This window comes from Calyptranema fuscum S582 (assembly GCF_055793305.1).
In genome coordinates, this window is record NZ_JBSLYH010000020.1 from 71,743 (window position 1) to 87,745 (window position 16,003).

17 protein-coding genes are annotated in these 16,003 nt (G+C 48.2%); 5 read left to right on the top strand and 12 right to left on the bottom strand.

Going from position 1 to position 16,003, the window contains the following annotated elements; genetic code table 11:
* Positions 1–8 precede the first annotated feature (8 nt).
* From ACR6Z4_RS15155 to ilvD, 3 genes are all read left to right on the top strand, one after another.
* A complete protein-coding gene (locus tag ACR6Z4_RS15155) occupies positions 9–1,430 on the top strand; it encodes a DEAD/DEAH box helicase (protein WP_479718129.1) in 1,422 nt (473 codons plus the stop codon).
* Between the two features lie 438 nt (positions 1,431–1,868).
* The gene (locus ACR6Z4_RS15160) at positions 1,869–2,633 is read left to right on the top strand and encodes a 3'-5' exonuclease (protein ID WP_479718130.1); all 765 of its coding nucleotides are present in this window, start codon (positions 1,869–1,871) and stop codon (positions 2,631–2,633) included.
* 91 nt (positions 2,634–2,724) lie between these two features.
* Positions 2,725–4,410 carry a dihydroxy-acid dehydratase gene (gene ilvD / locus ACR6Z4_RS15165; RefSeq protein WP_479718131.1) on the top strand — a complete coding sequence of 562 codons (1,686 nt, stop codon included), beginning with the start codon at positions 2,725–2,727 and terminating at the stop codon, positions 4,408–4,410.
* 328 nt (positions 4,411–4,738) lie between these two features.
* On the opposite strand, the gene ACR6Z4_RS15170 is transcribed toward ilvD, so the two are convergent.
* The 8 genes from ACR6Z4_RS15170 to ACR6Z4_RS15205 form a co-directional block, all read right to left on the bottom strand.
* A complete protein-coding gene (locus tag ACR6Z4_RS15170; protein ID WP_479718132.1) occupies positions 4,739–5,071 on the bottom strand; it encodes a DUF5615 family PIN-like protein in 333 nt (110 codons plus the stop codon).
* Positions 5,055–5,279, bottom strand: coding sequence for a DUF433 domain-containing protein (locus tag ACR6Z4_RS15175; protein WP_479718133.1), 225 nt, complete (start codon positions 5,277–5,279; stop codon positions 5,055–5,057). The genes ACR6Z4_RS15170 and ACR6Z4_RS15175 overlap by 17 nt, the downstream gene beginning before the upstream one ends.
* A 273-nt stretch (positions 5,280–5,552) precedes the next feature.
* On the bottom strand, positions 5,553–5,759 hold the full coding sequence (locus ACR6Z4_RS15180) for a hypothetical protein (RefSeq protein WP_479718134.1): 207 nt from the start codon (positions 5,757–5,759) through the stop codon (positions 5,553–5,555).
* A gap of 4 nt (positions 5,760–5,763) precedes the next feature.
* Positions 5,764–6,141: a GIY-YIG nuclease family protein gene (locus ACR6Z4_RS15185; protein WP_479718135.1), complete on the bottom strand. Its 378-nt coding sequence runs from the start codon at positions 6,139–6,141 to the stop codon at positions 5,764–5,766.
* A 52-nt stretch (positions 6,142–6,193) separates the two neighbouring features.
* Entirely contained in the window at positions 6,194–6,667 is a 474-nt protein-coding gene (locus ACR6Z4_RS15190) for a GNAT family N-acetyltransferase (RefSeq protein WP_479718136.1), read from the bottom strand.
* Between the two features lie 261 nt (positions 6,668–6,928).
* A complete protein-coding gene (locus ACR6Z4_RS15195) occupies positions 6,929–7,516 on the bottom strand; it encodes a histidine phosphatase family protein (protein ID WP_479718137.1) in 588 nt (195 codons plus the stop codon).
* A gap of 3 nt (positions 7,517–7,519) precedes the next feature.
* Positions 7,520–9,796, bottom strand: a complete 2,277-nt coding sequence (locus ACR6Z4_RS15200; protein ID WP_479718174.1) for a sensor histidine kinase — start codon at positions 9,794–9,796, stop codon at positions 7,520–7,522.
* A 296-nt stretch (positions 9,797–10,092) separates the two neighbouring features.
* On the bottom strand, positions 10,093–10,848 hold the full coding sequence (locus tag ACR6Z4_RS15205) for a phycobilisome rod-core linker polypeptide (protein ID WP_479718138.1): 756 nt from the start codon (positions 10,846–10,848) through the stop codon (positions 10,093–10,095).
* 838 nt (positions 10,849–11,686) lie between these two features.
* Here ACR6Z4_RS15205 and ACR6Z4_RS15210 point away from each other — a divergent pair.
* Positions 11,687–12,364: a response regulator transcription factor gene (locus ACR6Z4_RS15210; protein ID WP_479718139.1), complete on the top strand. Its 678-nt coding sequence runs from the start codon at positions 11,687–11,689 to the stop codon at positions 12,362–12,364.
* Between the two features lie 168 nt (positions 12,365–12,532).
* Here ACR6Z4_RS15210 and ACR6Z4_RS15215 read toward each other — a convergent pair whose 3' ends face one another.
* The 4 genes from ACR6Z4_RS15215 to ACR6Z4_RS15230 form a co-directional block, all read right to left on the bottom strand.
* Positions 12,533–12,925: a nuclear transport factor 2 family protein gene (locus ACR6Z4_RS15215; RefSeq protein WP_479718140.1), complete on the bottom strand. Its 393-nt coding sequence runs from the start codon at positions 12,923–12,925 to the stop codon at positions 12,533–12,535.
* 4 nt (positions 12,926–12,929) lie between these two features.
* The gene (locus ACR6Z4_RS15220) at positions 12,930–13,403 is read right to left on the bottom strand and encodes a GNAT family N-acetyltransferase (RefSeq protein WP_479718141.1); all 474 of its coding nucleotides are present in this window, start codon (positions 13,401–13,403) and stop codon (positions 12,930–12,932) included.
* Between the two features lie 106 nt (positions 13,404–13,509).
* Positions 13,510–14,211 (bottom strand): hypothetical protein, encoded by a 702-nt coding sequence (locus tag ACR6Z4_RS15225; RefSeq protein WP_479718142.1) that lies wholly within the window; start codon positions 14,209–14,211, stop codon positions 13,510–13,512.
* 379 nt (positions 14,212–14,590) lie between these two features.
* A complete protein-coding gene (locus tag ACR6Z4_RS15230; protein ID WP_479718143.1) occupies positions 14,591–15,400 on the bottom strand; it encodes a sulfite exporter TauE/SafE family protein in 810 nt (269 codons plus the stop codon).
* 87 nt (positions 15,401–15,487) lie between these two features.
* On the opposite strand from ACR6Z4_RS15230, the gene ACR6Z4_RS15235 reads away from it, so the two are divergent.
* Positions 15,488–15,937, top strand: coding sequence for a helix-turn-helix domain-containing protein (locus ACR6Z4_RS15235; RefSeq protein WP_479718175.1), 450 nt, complete (start codon positions 15,488–15,490; stop codon positions 15,935–15,937).
* The last annotated feature ends 66 nt before the right edge of the window (positions 15,938–16,003 follow it).

Below are 16,003 nucleotides of genomic sequence, written 5' to 3' on the forward strand. Positions count from 1 at the left end.
GAGACTCGATGACCCTCTCATTCAACAGTTTAGGTTTGTCAGAGGCGCGCGTGCGCCACATGGAGAAAATTGGCTTTGACACTCCTACACAAATTCAAGCTGAAGCCATTCCTCACCTACTCTCTGGTCGGGATGTTGTCGGTTTAGCCCAAACTGGTACTGGCAAAACAGCTGCTTTTTCCCTACCAATCTTGGAACAGATTGACCTCAATAGCCGTGCGGTGCAGGCACTGATTTTAACTCCGACGCGTGAATTGGCGCTGCAAGTTTATCAATCGATCCGAACCTTTAGTGACGATCGCCGCTTATTTGTCCTGGCACTCTATGGTGGGCAAGCGATTGAACCTCAGATTCAACGATTGCGCCGGGGTGTTCAAGTGGTGGTTGGTACACCCGGTCGGGTACTTGACCTACTAGAGCGGGGTGATTTGAAGCTCAATCAGTTGAGTTGGCTAGTTTTAGATGAAGCCGATGAAATGCTGAATATGGGCTTTATTCAAGATGTAGAACGCATCCTCAGTCAGGCTTCGCCTGAGCGTCAAACTGCCTTTTTCTCGGCAACGATGGAATCATCGATTCGAGAACTGGCAGCCAAGTTCTTGCGATCGCCTGTCACGGTTAGCATTGAGCAACCTAAAGCTGCCCCTGCGCGAATTAACCAGGTAGCGTACATGGTGCCACGCGGCTGGACAAAATCCAGAGCTTTGCAACCGATTTTGGAACTAGAAGATCCGGAATCTGCCCTGATCTTTGTTCGAACCCGGAAAGCCGCCGCTGAACTGACTCGCCAACTCCAGGCAGCGGGGCACAGCGTCGATGAATATCACGGCGATCTGAGTCAGGCTCAGCGAGAGCGGCTATTGCTACGCTTCCGCCAACGCCAAGTTCGCTGGGTTGTGGCAACCGATATTGCAGCACGCGGCTTGCACGTCGAAGATTTGACCCATGTGATCAACTACGACTTGCCGGATAGTGTGGATAGCTATGTTCACCGCATCGGTCGGACTGGACGAGCTGGCAAAGAAGGAACCGCGATTTCGCTGGTTCATCCTCTCGATAAGCGCAAACTGCGTGACATCGAGCGTCATATTCGCCAGACCCTAAATTGGGGCAATATTCCAACTCGGGCGCAGATTGAAGCACGGTATTTGGAAAAGCTACAAAACGAAGTGCGAGATGCCATTGTTGGCGATCGCCTGGCGTCTTTCTTACCCATCGTGGCGCAGCTAAGCGAAGAGTACGATCTACGCACTGTTGCCGCAGCGGCTCTGCAAATGTCTCATGATCATACGCGTCCTGCCTGGATGCGGATGGATCAAGGCTTTGCCGAAGAACCCGTCAACGATTCTCATCCGGCACCCAGATCGCGCAATTTCGATCCGAAGCCCAAACCCGCGAAGCGGTCTAAGGCATCTGCACCCAAACACTAAACCCTATTTGAGCAGTGATTGGAAGATTGCTGTTCTTGGGCAGAAATCGTTAAGCGTTAGGGCTGTCGGTTCCTGATGGTGGAACCCAAGACCTCCGAGGTTTTAAAAACCTCGGAGGTCTTACGTCTTGAAGGTTCTGTAATCTCATCGAATAGCGTCAGTACCCCACAGGTATTGACGCTGTTTAATTTGGGGGCGTCCGAATACCAATGATTTCGTGGTGCGCGGGCAACGCCCTCGCATCACATTTTTTTCTTCTGAAACCCGTTGCCTACTGTTGAGTCGCAATCAAGAGCTTATAGCCGTCGAGGGGGTGATTAGGACAAAGGTTGTGTGAGAACCTGCGCAGAGCACGGGTTCTCACACAACCTCCTGATTTAACCGTCTTGACGGTTGCTATAAAATCACGATGTATAACGCTCTACGGATAGGTATGAGATGCGATCGCCAGACCTCCTCCTCCACTATCGCCAGATTGCTCAACAACTGCTGACGGTTGTTGATGTCGAAACCACAGGTATCCTTGCTTCCAATAGTCGTATTACAGAAATTTCGGTACTTCAGGCGACTTTGGCAGAGGGCATTCATCATCAATACACGGATCTGATCAATCCTCAAACTCAAATTCCTGCCAAGATTGTACAGTTTACGGGGATCACGCAACGTATGGTGAATGCCGCCCCCGTTGCTGCTGATGTTTTACCGCGATATCTCGATCGATTGCGATCGGGCATTTTGACAGCCCACAACTTAGAGTTTGATTATTCGTTTCTAAAAGCCGAATTTACTCGGTTAGGACTCGGGTTAATTCGGTCTGAAACAGAACAGCTTTGTACCGTGCAACTGGCTCGTCAAATGCTGCCCGATTTGCCGTCTCGCAGTTTGCCCGTGTTGGTTCGACATTTTCAGTTTCAGGTGGGCGCATCCCATCGGGCAGAAGCGGATGCCCGTGCTTGCTGGCTATTAGCCAAACGCTTGTTATCAGAAATCATCACTGAATCTGATGAAATTCTCTTAGCCAAATTTGCGCGAGAGTGGTTGCCGTTAAAGGAAGCTGTCGCTTTATTAGGATGTTCCATCAAAATAGGGCGATCGCAGCTAGAAGCAGCTGGGATCACCTCACGCTACGTCGGTCAGGGAAAAAATGGCACATGGATGTATCGCCGTGGTGATGTCGAACGGGTCTTTGCTGAAAATCATTAATCCTGCGAAGATTAGAAAAAGTGTAGCTTCAGTGTGATGTGAGCATCTACTGATTAAGCTGTTCGCTTTAAACAGAATGAAGGACAGATTCATGCCAGAAAATCGCAGAAGCCAAGCTATCACCCAGGGTGTCCAACGCAGCCCAAACCGGGCAATGTTGCGTGCAGTTGGATTTGGTGACCAGGATTTCACAAAGCCTATTGTGGGCATCGCCAACGGCTACAGTACGATTACGCCCTGTAATATGGGGTTAAACGATCTGGCAAAACGGGCAGAGGGTGCGCTGCGCGAAGCGGGGGCAATGCCACAGATGTTTGGCACTATTACCGTGAGTGATGGCATCTCGATGGGCACCGAGGGCATGAAGTATTCTCTTGTCTCCCGCGAAGTGATTGCTGATGCCATTGAGACTGCTTGCAGTGCCCAAAGTATGGATGGTGTACTGGCAGTTGGGGGATGTGATAAGAATATGCCGGGGGCAATGATTGCGATCGCCCGGATGGATATTCCTGCTGTTTTTGTCTACGGTGGCACAATTAAGCCGGGATACTACAACGGGTGTGATTTGACAGTTGTGAGTGCGTTTGAAGCGGTTGGTCAATACAGTGCCGGTAAGATTCCCCAAGATGAACTGCTAGAAGTAGAGCGTCATGCTTGTCCGGGAGCCGGATCATGTGGAGGAATGTTTACTGCAAACACCATGTCATCCGCCTTTGAAGCCATGGGCATGAGTTTGATGTACTCTTCGACCATGGCAGCCGAAGATGCTGAAAAATCAGATAGCACAGCCAAGTCTGCTGAGGTGCTGGTAGACGCAATTCGCAAGCAATTGCTACCCAGCCAGATCATCACCCGTCAATCCATTGAAAATGCGCTCTCCGTCATCATGGCAGTGGGCGGATCAACTAATGCCGTCCTCCACTTTCTGGCGATCGCCCATACCGCTAACGTTCCACTGACGCTGGATGATATCGAAACCATTCGGGCACGAGTCCCTGTTCTGTGTGACCTCAAACCGTCGGGTCGTTATGTAGCCACTGATTTGCATAAAGCGGGTGGCATTCCTCAGGTAATGAAAATGCTGTTGGTACACGGTCTGCTGCACGAAGATTGCATCACCGTCACCGGACAAACCATTGGCGAAATTTTGGCACCCATTCCCGATGTACCCCGACCCGATCAAGATGTGATTCGTCCGTGGGATCGACCCATGTATCCCCAGGGGCATCTGGGCATTTTGAAAGGCAACCTGGCAACCGAAGGTTCGGTAGCCAAATTGACAGGGATCAAAAATCGTAAGATTACAGGTCCCGCCAGAGTATTTGAATCCGAAGAAGCCTGTCTGGATGCTATTCTCGCCGGTAAGATTCAGGCAGGAGACGTACTGGTGATCCGCTATGAAGGTCCCAAGGGTGGGCCTGGAATGCGCGAGATGCTGGCACCCACCTCTGCCATCATTGGGGCAGGTTTGGGCGACTCGGTCGGCTTAATTACCGATGGGCGCTTCTCTGGTGGCACTTACGGCATGGTCGTGGGGCATGTGGCTCCAGAAGCGTTTGTAGGTGGCACGATCGCACTGGTGGAAGAAGGCGATCGCATTACCATTGATGCCGATGCCCGCTTGCTGCAACTTGAGATCTCTGACGAAGAACTGGCACGTCGCCGAGCCAACTGGCAACAACCCAAACCCCGGTATACCACAGGTACACTGGCTAAGTATGCCAAGCTTGTTTCTTCCAGCAGCTTAGGTGCTGTTACCGACCTGAACCTGTTCTAAATTTTCAGGATCAATCAGTGGTGTCAGCGTGGCATTGCCACGCTGACACAAACAAGCATCCACACCATCACACTTTCGACTTGAAGTACTTTATAAAATTGGCGATCGCCATCATGACAACAACAGTATGATTCTGGAGCGATTGCTAGACTTCGCCATCACCTTACTCAGTTAGGTTGAAATGATTCATCTTGTTTTATATAAAGGGCGATCGCAATTAGAAAGCGAGCTAACGATCCAAATCATCCGCCACGGATAGCCTTGGATTCCAACCAATAAACTCTCGTTGGTTGGCGTGCATTAGGATTGCCATGCTGCGCCGCTTACTTTACGAGTAGGAACCTCGAACTTCGATTACCTCCCCTGGAGCAATCGTAATCAGCACACTACGAACATCAGGTATCAGAGGCACTAAATCTGGCAACCGATTACTTCGTGCTACAAGAACGACGACTGCCACGCCAGCTTGCTCTAAGTTCTGCTGATATCGCAAATTTTGATCCGTTGTAAGCAGAATCGTAAAGCCCTCTTGATTCATAAGCCGTAGTAATTCACCATTCTTTTTCCCCGACCATCCCATTTCAACGACGGTACGGATGTCGTAATCAACCAGTTCACGTTTAAGGGGACGTGGAGCACATTCATCAAGCAGGATTCGCATAAGCTGTCAGCATTTCCTTTGCCAACTCAAGAGCTGCGATCGCTTGCTCACGCCCAACACTCGGAAAATGATCTAAGAATTCATCGAGTGAATCACCCGCTTCAAGATATTCAAGCAACGTTTTCATTGGCACACGAGTTCCCACAAACACAGGAGTTCCTCCCAGGATGTCAGGGTCACTATGAATAACGCGCGCTGTGGCTTTCATATCAGCTATCCATTAGAAAAGTTCTCTTTGATCTTAGCCTACACCTTATTGTCAGAACATTCATTAGAAGGCGTCATCCCAGTACCAGGCTTCAGAATAGCTTGCAACCCAAGTTTCAAACAGATTCGCTTCCGGCTTTTTCATCACTGAGACCTAAGCAGTATAACGGTGCCTATTACCCGTTGCAGATAACCTCTGCATTATTAGTGATCAACTTTCAGCATTCGGTGTGCAGGAGCATCGTTAGACCGTGCGACTGTCAACTAAACAATTCTATTGACCTCGCCCTGGCTTGCAATCTGCAAAACCCAACGCCTCGGAATCAAGGAAACTTGCGATCGCCATCTCAATCACTGCTTCGATGGGATATTCAATCTCAGCAGCATGCTTAATCAGAGCCATCCGAATTCGCTCAGGCAATCGCCCTAAAATGACTTCAGCATCAGCCGGAGAAATTTGCTCTTGGAGTTTGGCTTGCATAGCATCACCTTTCAGTAGGAATCTGGGCATTATAAGGGGGTTCAGTGGCTCTTAGAATGATGGCTTCTAGCTCCAATAGTAGCGCGGGGTTTTCCCAATGCGAAATGGGTTGTACTGCGATCCGCACATCTTCATCGTCGTATTTGTCGAGCCATGCCCACAAAAAAGCTTTATGCCCACCAATAAAGCGACCGCGTAAACTCTTTGTTTTGCCAATGTAGAGTAGTCCATCAGTCTTGTGCCGAATTGCATAAATACCGGGACGAGCAGGAATACTAATAAACTCTCGGCTTAATGGTTGGCACCGCTCAAAGGAGATAAAGGCGATTTCGTCTAAAATCCTTCGAGCTTGGATTTGCAGGTCAGAGTCGTTCGTTGGCATGAAAGTAAAAAAGGGAGTTCACAGAAGCCATGATCACGCATATTCTGCACCTTCATAGTTTTCGCCGCATCTCTATCTGAAAAGCTTCAAACCCCAAACCTTCATACAACGATTTTGCAGGCGAATTTTGCAAGACATGAAGGTCAACTTCTATACACCCCTTATCTCGACCCCATTGAAATGCTGCTTCTATCAGCGATCGCGCAACTCCAGATCGTCGATATGCAGGAATAACATAAATCGTGTGGATATGCAGGGATGATTTGGGTAAGAACACGGGAGGTGAATGAGCAATACTAGCTTCGAGGATACCGATCAATTGGCTTGATGCAACATCCAGTTCTACACCGAGAAAAAGGTGATCAGGAGAGTTGATCTGCGATCGGATACAATCGCTCAACCAGTGTGAACCTGAATCAGAATCTTGAAACACATGACCACCAAAAGATGCCATCTCATCGAGCATTGCTTGAAGATATTCAGCAATTGTCTCTGTTTCATGATGAGAAAGCTTGCGGGTTTTCATATAAAAATCTACGTCACGAATATCGGTCGAATAATATAGCAGTATGCAAGTTCGTTAAGTACAGAAACGGTGTTGTGGGGCGCTCCGCGCCCCACAACACCGTACTGAATCAACCTGCACAGCGCTATAATATTAGGATTCTGGAGCGATCGCTCAGTTGTGTAGCCATTTGCAAAAAATATAATTCATCCGTATATGCTCAACGGTAGCGAGTCATCCCAAGCTCCTATCGACTATCTTGATATTGCTGCAATATACTTGTCAAACCCCGATTTCATCAATTGGCTTCCACCCAGAGAAGACACGATCTGGGTCGATCTGGAATGCATAGTAGTTGCCACCTCCGTTGGGCAACTGATCCCATCGCCGAGAAATGGGTTGCCCTGACAGGTGGCAATACAACAATGTGCCCACGGCACCGTGAGACACAATAGCGATCGCTCCCGGTGTAGGGTCTGCCACGGCAATGGACTTAACTGCTTGGACGATTCGCTGTTGAGCTGCTACCGCTGTTTCCCATCCGCGCACTGATGCAGTGGGGTTAGCAAAAAACTGATCCGCCACAGTTTCAAATTCATCGGGTGGAAGAAAGCCGGTTGCAGATCGGTCGTTCTCTCGAAGGTCGTGCACCACTGTGAAGTTAAGCGAGAGATGCCGAGCTAGAATTTCTGCACTATCAATCGACTTTTGCTCGGTACTGCAATAGATCGCCGAAATCTCAGGAATCCAGGGTTGGGCAAGTGCGGCATGCATCCGTTGCTGTCCAACGGCAGACAGATGCCACTGGGGCACTGGAATTTCACGGCTGACCACGACGTTTGGATGACTGATAAACAAAAATCTACGCATAGATTATCTCAATGGAAGTGTAACCAAACATGTTGTGCCTACGCCTGCTTCACTGGTGATTTGAATCGTCCCTTGATGCAGCTCTACACATTTTTTGACCACCACCAATCCCAACCCTGTGCCTGGAATGGTGTGAATGTTTTTACCGCGATGAAATGGTTCAAATAACTTAGGTTGATCCTCCGGCAAAATCCCAATTCCCTCATCTCGCACTTTAAGTTGCACGGTATCTACTTCAAAGGTTAACGCCAGGAGGATATGTCCCCCCTTGGGAGAGTACTTCACTGCATTAGACAACAAGTTGGACACGGTAGAATGAATCAACTTCTCATCCAGATTGACGGGGGAAGCCGTTCCCTGGCAAACAAAGGTTAGGGTATGTTGAGTGCCAGCACTAAGTTGCATTTCTTCAATCAAATGGCGGCAATATTCCTCTAGATCGAGCGGTTTGGGATTGAATGCCAGGTTTTTCGCTTCGGCGCGGTTGATCGTTAAAATATCATCCAGCAATTGCACCATATTTCTCACGGAATCTTGAATTCGGCGAAGATTCCGCAATCGTTTTTCTGTATTATTCCATTCATCTTCAGAGTTTTCTAAGACTTGAGCCGCCGCCAGAGCCGTACTCAGGGGTGTGCGAAATTCATGGGATGCCATTGAGAAAAAGCGCGTTTTCAGGGCATTGAGTTCTTTTTCTCGTTCCAGGGCAAGGCGAATTTCATCGGCACGTTTGCGAGCAGTAGTATCGCGCTGCACTGCAATCCAGTGGGTATACCAGCCCTTGGCATCGGTGACGGGAACCAGGTTGAATTCATTCCAAAATTCCGATCCATCTTTGCGATAGTTGATGACTTCTACAGTGATTGATTCCCAACGTGCCAGGGCTGTACGAATTTTCTGAAGTTCTGTTTGATCGGTTTTAGGACCTTGCAAAATTCGAGGAGTTTTGCCCAATACTTCATCGGGGGTGTAGCCGGTGATGCGGGTAAAGGCTTCATTCACATAAATAATACGCGGGCCAGGTTCGTCAATCGGTTCGGCTTCTGTAATAATTACGGCATCGTTCGTATTTACCACCACCGATTGCAGCAATCGTAACTGTTCGGCACGTTGTTTTTGTTCGGTGATGTCGGCAATGACAGCCACAATGCCGTTAATCTGTGTGTTGGTATCGAGCAAGGGGGCAGCGGAGAAAATCAGGTCGATCGCAGTACCATCTTTTTTGTGGCGACGGAGTTCGACTCGGGTATAGGTTTTGCCTTGCAGAACGCTGCTTTGGAGAGTGGCACAATCCTCTAGCGGTTCGTCCAGACGAATTGGGCTGGGACGGTCGATCACGTCTGCTTCTGTCCAGCCAAACATTTGCTCTGCTGCTGGATTCCAAATTTTGATGTTGCCGTCTCGATCGAGCATGAGGATGGCGCGGGGAGAGGCTGTCACCAGGGCTTGTAGCGTGTCGTTGGTATGACGGAGGGCAATTTCGGTGCGTTGATGTTCGGCAATTTCTGCTCGTAGCGAGGCGTTGGCTGTGGCTAACTCTGCGGTGCGCTGTTGGACTCGCTGTTCTAATTGGGTATTGAGTTGCTGGAGTTGGTTACAGAGTTCGGATTGTTGAATGGCGATCGCCACCTGAGTTGCCAGTTGCCTGGTCAAGTTGACTTCCCAGGGTTCCCACTGCCGGGGATGACTACACTGATGGGCAATCAGTAAACCCCAGAGGTAGGGATGAGACTCAACAGGGGCTTGGGACTCTGCTGCCGGAGGCTGCTGACGACGTTCCTGGATAATCGGCACCACCAGTTTTGCCTGTACACCAAACTGTTTGACAAAATCTGCCAGACAATCTTCCACATCGGTCTGGTTAACATTGGTAATGGTACGAGTTTTCCCTAAAGAGTATGCCTGATGGTACTTCTGAGGAAAGACCTCTTCGGGAAATAGTTGCCCCAAAATACTGACATAGGGCGATAAGACGGTTTCGTGAATGGCACAGCCGGTACCGTTGTCCCACAGGCGATAAATTAGGACGCGATCGGCATGCAGAAAGCGTTGAACTTCCTTGACCGTGGTTGCCATCACGTCGTCTAGATTGAGAGATTGACGAATCTGTTGGGCAATCTGATACACGAGCCGTTCGCGATCGCTCTGCTGGCGCAATTCGTTTGTAGCACGGTGACGACGGGTGATTTCCTGGTTGAAATATCGATACATTCCACCCAGGAATAGCCCACCAAGAAAAATGCCGATCGCAACCCAAAGGGAAGAACTCAGTAATGGCATAGGCATTGGCGATGGTTAATTGTTTGGGAAGGCGCGCACTGCGCGCCTTCCCAAACAATTAACCACAAATCTAGAACATCACGCTCGAATCTTGATGATTTTGAATCTGGCATTGCTTAAGCCAGCTACGAAATTTGGTGTGAGTGCCGCGCAGAGCGCGGCACTCACACCAAATTTCGTAGCCCAAATCAGCAGCGATTCAGATTTCTATGGTAAGCGTTGCTGATTTGGGGGATGCCTTTGAACGGGAAACCGAGGGTTTCCCGTTCAAAGGCATCCTGCTATTCAGCGATGCCCTATTGTGCCGATAGGGAAATAGATACTAGCCCCACCAAGACTATAGAAAGCGAGACTAAGAGACCTCCTACAACGGGCCAGTTCGCACGGTTTGTAAAGGTTTGCCAGTCAAACTGTTCGCCTTGAGTAAATAAGCCATCGGTAGCCTGACGGTTGACCCAGAGTCCTCGTAGATTGGGTTTAGGAAGTTTATTCCGGTAATCTGTGCCATATCGAGCCATGTGCGCAAAGGTGACTTCTCCCTGGGTGCGCTGCGGTAAAATGCGGCGGCGTTGATATGGAACCGTATTGTCGCCAAAGGTGCTCTGATACTCGTTGCTGTTGAGTAATTCATCGACAAAGCCGTGAACTCCCTTGGTCATAATGACGGCTGACCAGGCAATCCTTTCGCGATCGCCATAGACGTTGCGCCCCAAAACCCGCTGAACACAAATTTCGGCAAAGCGATAGTTATTGTTGCTCTCAAAGGTGAGCCGCTGGAAAGAGTCAGACAACACCAATCCGCGAATGAAGGCTTTAACGGTGATCTGACCAGATCTCAGCTGTGACTCCAAAAAATGCTGGCGATGATGAGTTAGCATCTGTTGTTCATTAAAGATCTGGCGATAGGCTGCCTTGATTAAATCGTCCAGCTCTGAGGCTGCCAGGAGGTTATCAGTCGTATAGAGCCGAGGTTGCTCATCACCGGGAACTTCAAACCCATTGACTCGATGATTGTGCGAGACGGGGGCATATTCTAATAAGGGAATTGACATGGCTATTTCTCCAACAGTAATGAATTTGATGATTTCGAATCGGTATTGATAGGTTTGTGCTTTCGCCGCAAACCGGGGAATCAACCTCTTAGGAGCGTGGATTTCTTAAAACCGAAGATTTATGTTTAGAAGCGCGGCGGAGCCGCGCTTCTAAACATAAACGTCCGGGTTTTAATTAAGTTGTGATCCTCAATGGTCTGCTGCAAAGCCCAATCGACCGCAAGGCGCTCAGGGATAACGCCTGTTAGCGTCATGGCTGGGGACTTAGGTTTGAAACCCTCTGCTCAGATTTCACCGTTATCCCTCTCCTTGAGCTGGGGGTTCATCGAACAGGCTGAGCCCCAAACGCGATGCGAATCCAAATGGCATTGAATGATGCTCTCCGGGAAAATACGACAGCTCATGGGAGAAGTCACCTTATCCCATGACCCTTTCAAGCTATGAGGATCGCATATCAAAAGTAAGGAAATGGGTCAGGAAATGGTAAAGAAAACGGAAAGAATCGGAGATGGTAATAAATCTTGAAATTCCGTTGTATTTATTTAAGATTATTGATTCCAATCTGTGATTGGGCTGGAGTTGTGATGAAGACTCGGCTCAGATGTAGGGTCGCATTAACTTGTAAAATTCTAATGGATGAGCCTTGAATAGCGCGTTTGATCATCTCCGATCACACCCAAACTAATCGAAGAACCCGATTGGGCAATGGTATTGATGTAATGCTTTTTTGTGGCGCGGGCGTCGCCCGCGCCACAAAAAAGCATTACATTGCTAGGACTATCCCCGATTGAACTCATCCACCACCAATGGTTTGCTTCATTTCCCCTGCCACCAGACTATGAGAATTCTTTTGGTTGAAGATGATATCCGTCTTGCAGAAACCCTAGCAGAAGCCCTGACTGACCAGCGCTATGTGGTCGATATGGTGACGGATGGAGAATCTGGCTGGCATCAAGCAAACGTGCTGGACTACGACTTGATGATACTTGACATTATGTTGCCAGAGTTAGATGGTATGAAGCTCTGTCAACGATTACGATCTCACGGATATACCTTGCCCATCCTCATGCTGACGGCTTGTGACACCATTAATGATGAAATTGATGGGCTGGATGTGGGTGCGGATGACTATATCGTTAAACCCGTTGATTTACAAAAGCTGTTTGCCCGCATTCGTGCCTTGCTGCGGCGGGGCAGTGTGACAGCATCCCCGATTTTGGAATGGGGTGCCTTATGCCTCAACCCCAGCACCTGCGAAGTCAACTATGGCAAGACCCCCATTCATTTGACACCCAAAGAGTATGGTCTTTTAGAACTACTGCTACGCAACGGTCGCCGAGTTCTTAGCCGCAGTTTGATGATTGAACATGTTTGGTCCCTGGACTCTCCCCCCGAAGAGCATACTGTCAAAGTTCACATTCGGGGACTGCGCCAAAAGCTCAAAGCAGCAGGGGCTGCTGAAGACTTCATTGAAACCGTTCACAGTATGGGCTATCGCCTGAACCAATCCACCTAATGTTGAGAGAGCCGCACTCCGCGCAGCTCTCTCAATACCTTGTACTTCATGCCATTGAGAATGGCTATAGCCAGCGCTACTGATTTTGAGAATGAAAGTGAACGTGAACCCAAGGGGTTCACGTTCACTTTCATCCCGATGTTAAGCCATGCTCATGCATCAGAGTGCTTAAACCGCAGATTGCTCAAACGGATCTGTAGGCGTACCCTGGTGAAATACCAGTTGCCAACCTGACGAACTAAGCCGCCAAATTGATGAGCGGTTGGTATGCCGGAACAACTCTCCCGATGGGTGTATATGAGCTGATCGATAGGTGAGTAAGGCGATCGCGTCTGAAAGTTGGTTGATGGCAAAGTCCTGGGCATAGATCTGTGGTGGTTCTGGATCCGTCGGCAGTGACATCAACAGGCGATCGCGTGTGTATGAAGCCCCTGAGCGACCGAACTCCTTGAAGTCAGGTGCAATCAATTGTGTCAAGCGCTCTCGATCCCGACGGCATTGGGGCTGATGCAATTCGCACTCTAATGTTTGAAGGATAGATAGCAGTGACAGGTTTTCCATGGGGCTACTTCATAACGTCATGTGCAAGATTGATCCATTTCATCGGGACTCCCCATAATCCATGCTTGAAAAAGCGATCGCCGCTTTGGATAAAGCCTACTTTCTGGTAAAAGCCAACTGCTTTTTCTGCGGCGTTAACGGTGACTTCATCGAATCTATGGCTACAGCGGGTGAAGAGTTCTCGACCGATTCCTTGCCCAGAAAATTCTCTTCGGACGAACAATAATGACAAATGATTGCTCCTCTTAAAAGCAATAAATCCAATAACGATTTCATGCCATGTTGCAACTAGCGTTGTCTCACGACTTAAGATTCTGTCTCTTAATTCTTCTAGACTACATAGCTTGTTCCATTCGGCAACGCTTTCGGGTGTGCCATCAGTAAGTTCCCATAAATCCGCAGAAGCCCACATACAACCACTGATTTGATGCTCGTCTCCAATCTGTGGAAGTCTGTAGGTAACTATGGTCATGGTCATCTGTTAATTCCAACTTTGAACATCAGCAGGTAAGCTTTCGATGCGTCCCAACCAGTGACCGTAACAATAGCTCAGAAAAACTGGATTCTCGAAGTAATTAATTGATTCAACTTACCAACCTTGACTTCATCTCATCTAATAAATCTTTAGGCATACCCCAACTATAATTCGTAACAATTTCTTGCATAATTTCACGCTGAATTGATTGCTTCTCGTTAGAAGAACCAATGGTATAAGTTCTAACACGATCTTGTGTCAGAACTCGATGGTAAATCTCATCTACGTTGTGGTAGGTAGGGTATACATTGTAAGCTGTTTCAAACAAACGACGAGCATTTTCTAAATCTCCTTCTAAAATGGCACGGAAACCCTTAGCTTCATCGACGCTGGGTACTTGTGAGGATCCAGACAAGGGTGGGGGCAGAGATGGTAATGGATTTTCGCCAGCACTCTGGCCAAGAGAATTAATCTGATCATCAGTCAAGCTAATTAGCTTTAAACTAGATAGAAATAGCAAGTTCGCTGCCGCCGCTTCTGTATCTCCTGTCTTAATTGCTTCTAAAATAAGACTTCCTTCTTGCCTTTCGCGTTCAAGTTGCAGAGCTTGTTGGCTGTTCACAATATTATTGATGAGGCCAATACCACCCCCTACAAGGGCAACGATGATAGGAACGATCCACTGTGATCCTTTAGACTGCTTACTCAAGATGTCTAATTCCTTGAGTTTAAGCTCTTTATCTTGATCGCAACGTTTTTGCTCAAGTTCTAACTGTTGCTTGTCGAGACTGATCTCGCCTTGGTTGTCCATGTTCTTGACTCCAAATCAGTAATTCTTTCCTTATGAATATGAAAGTTAATGGTGAAGATGACTAAGTATAATTTATAGAGGCTGAAGGATTCTGCCTATCTGCCAAAATTAAGTGGATAAATAGAATCTTCTGTCTATTGCTCCAAAATGGTTGGATAGGTAGAATTCTTCCGTATATTTTCATGGACAGAACATGGTTAGTATTCAAGTAGTGATTTGTTATGCGGACGACGCCCGCGCAACAAAATCATTACTTTTTTAGGACTACTTAGAATATTTAATGCCCCTATCAGGATGGGCTACGTTGGGCATGGGTTGGACTACTTGCAATCATGACAGCAGCACTACAACTTTGGGGCGATCGCCTTATTGCTATAGATCAGAATTCGACAAATGAAAGTAACATCTTGACGCTGAGGATGAGTGAAATAACGGCGAATATCTTTTTCAAATAAGCTTCCGACAAACGATGTGACCAACGAGCGCCATACGGAGCCGCGATGAAGCTAGCGATCGATATGGCAAAAAATGCAGGCAGGTAAATGAAGCCAATGGTATAGGGATCATTCAATGTCTTAGACCAGCCGCTAATCATGTAACCAATTGTTCCTGCGATCGCGATGGGCAAGCCAATTGCAGATGAAGTACCGACAGCGCTTTTCATGCTGATATTTTTATAGCTCAGGTAGGTAACGGTAAGAAAACCACCCCCTACGGCAGCGAGTGCGGATACCGAGCCGATGACAACTCCGGCAGTCAGTAATCCACGCAGGGTGATTGGCTTCACGCTAGGTTTTGGTTTCCAATTTACAAACATTTGCACGGCTACAAGCGCCATAAACAGGGCAAAAAATAGAGCAATGTAAGCGGAGTTGAGATGGGCAGCGACCTGAGTAGAGAGTAAAGCGCCCAAGATAATTCCGGGTGCCATGCCACCAACTACCTTCCACACCACAGCATCCCGAGACATATGGGCGCGAATACTGGCGATCGAAGAAATGATCATGCACATTAATGATGTGCCCAGGGCTAAGTGAATGACATCTTCTCCACCCATACCCTGGTAGACCAAGATGGATGCCAGCAACGGCACCAATATTCCACCACCCCCGACACCGAGCAAGCCCCCCATAAACCCAACAAAGCTGCCCAAGGCAATGTACAACACGATCCAGGCAAGTTCAAACATCTGTATCTAGCTCATAAAGTTGCGTATAACGCTACAATACAAGTTCAAGTTAACTTGAGGTCAAGGGCGAGTTGAGAAAAGGACATGATGGATATATCTGAAGTTGCAAAGGCATCAGGGTTACCCGCTTCAACGCTACGGTTTTATGAAGAGAAGGGGCTGATTCAGTCTAATGGACGAAGTGGGCTACGCCGTCTTTTCAATGCCGATGTCATCGATCGGCTTGCTTTAATATCGTTGGGGCGGAGTGCTGGTTTCTCGCTGGATGAGATCGCTGAAATGTTTACTCCGGAAGGTCCTGCAATTAATAGAGCTTTGCTTGCCGCGAAAGCAGACGAGCTAGACAAGAAAATCAAGGAACTTACTTCAATGCGGGATGGGCTTCGTCATGCCGCCGTTTGCAAAGCACCAAACCATTTTGAATGTCCAAAATTTCTTCGTCTTCTCCATATTGCCGGTAAAAATCGGTCTAGACACCCCAATCAGTTGCAGAAAACCAAACTTGAACGAGGTGGGCAGAAGACATCAACCCGGTGAATTGTAATAAATTTCTTGCAGATTAGGGTGGGCGGGGGCTTTGCCCCCGCCCACCCTAATCTCAAA

Bases quoted from the DNA above. Each gene is read 5' to 3' on its own strand.
- ACR6Z4_RS15210 (WP_479718139.1), top strand. From the start codon at position 11,687: ATGAGAATTCTTTTGGTTGAAGATGATATCCGTCTTGCAGAAACCCTA.
- ACR6Z4_RS15170 (WP_479718132.1), bottom strand. From the start codon at position 5,071: ATGCGAATCCTGCTTGATGAATGTGCTCCACGTCCCCTTAAACGTGAA.
- ACR6Z4_RS15230 (WP_479718143.1), bottom strand. From the start codon at position 15,400: ATGTTTGAACTTGCCTGGATCGTGTTGTACATTGCCTTGGGCAGCTTT.
- ACR6Z4_RS15205 (WP_479718138.1), bottom strand. From the start codon at position 10,848: ATGTCAATTCCCTTATTAGAATATGCCCCCGTCTCGCACAATCATCGA.
- ACR6Z4_RS15215 (WP_479718140.1), bottom strand. From the start codon at position 12,925: ATGGAAAACCTGTCACTGCTATCTATCCTTCAAACATTAGAGTGCGAA.
- ACR6Z4_RS15200 (WP_479718174.1), bottom strand. From the start codon at position 9,796: ATGCCATTACTGAGTTCTTCCCTTTGGGTTGCGATCGGCATTTTTCTT.
- ACR6Z4_RS15195 (WP_479718137.1), bottom strand. From the start codon at position 7,516: ATGCGTAGATTTTTGTTTATCAGTCATCCAAACGTCGTGGTCAGCCGT.
- ilvD (WP_479718131.1), top strand. From the start codon at position 2,725: ATGCCAGAAAATCGCAGAAGCCAAGCTATCACCCAGGGTGTCCAACGC.
- ACR6Z4_RS15155 (WP_479718129.1), top strand. From the start codon at position 9: ATGACCCTCTCATTCAACAGTTTAGGTTTGTCAGAGGCGCGCGTGCGC.
- ACR6Z4_RS15225 (WP_479718142.1), bottom strand. From the start codon at position 14,211: ATGGACAACCAAGGCGAGATCAGTCTCGACAAGCAACAGTTAGAACTT.
- ACR6Z4_RS15185 (WP_479718135.1), bottom strand. From the start codon at position 6,141: ATGCCAACGAACGACTCTGACCTGCAAATCCAAGCTCGAAGGATTTTA.
- ACR6Z4_RS15180 (WP_479718134.1), bottom strand. From the start codon at position 5,759: ATGCAAGCCAAACTCCAAGAGCAAATTTCTCCGGCTGATGCTGAAGTC.
- ACR6Z4_RS15190 (WP_479718136.1), bottom strand. From the start codon at position 6,667: ATGAAAACCCGCAAGCTTTCTCATCATGAAACAGAGACAATTGCTGAA.
- ACR6Z4_RS15220 (WP_479718141.1), bottom strand. From the start codon at position 13,403: ATGACCATGACCATAGTTACCTACAGACTTCCACAGATTGGAGACGAG.
- ACR6Z4_RS15160 (WP_479718130.1), top strand. From the start codon at position 1,869: ATGCGATCGCCAGACCTCCTCCTCCACTATCGCCAGATTGCTCAACAA.
- ACR6Z4_RS15175 (WP_479718133.1), bottom strand. From the start codon at position 5,279: ATGAAAGCCACAGCGCGCGTTATTCATAGTGACCCTGACATCCTGGGA.
- ACR6Z4_RS15235 (WP_479718175.1), top strand. From the start codon at position 15,488: ATGGATATATCTGAAGTTGCAAAGGCATCAGGGTTACCCGCTTCAACG.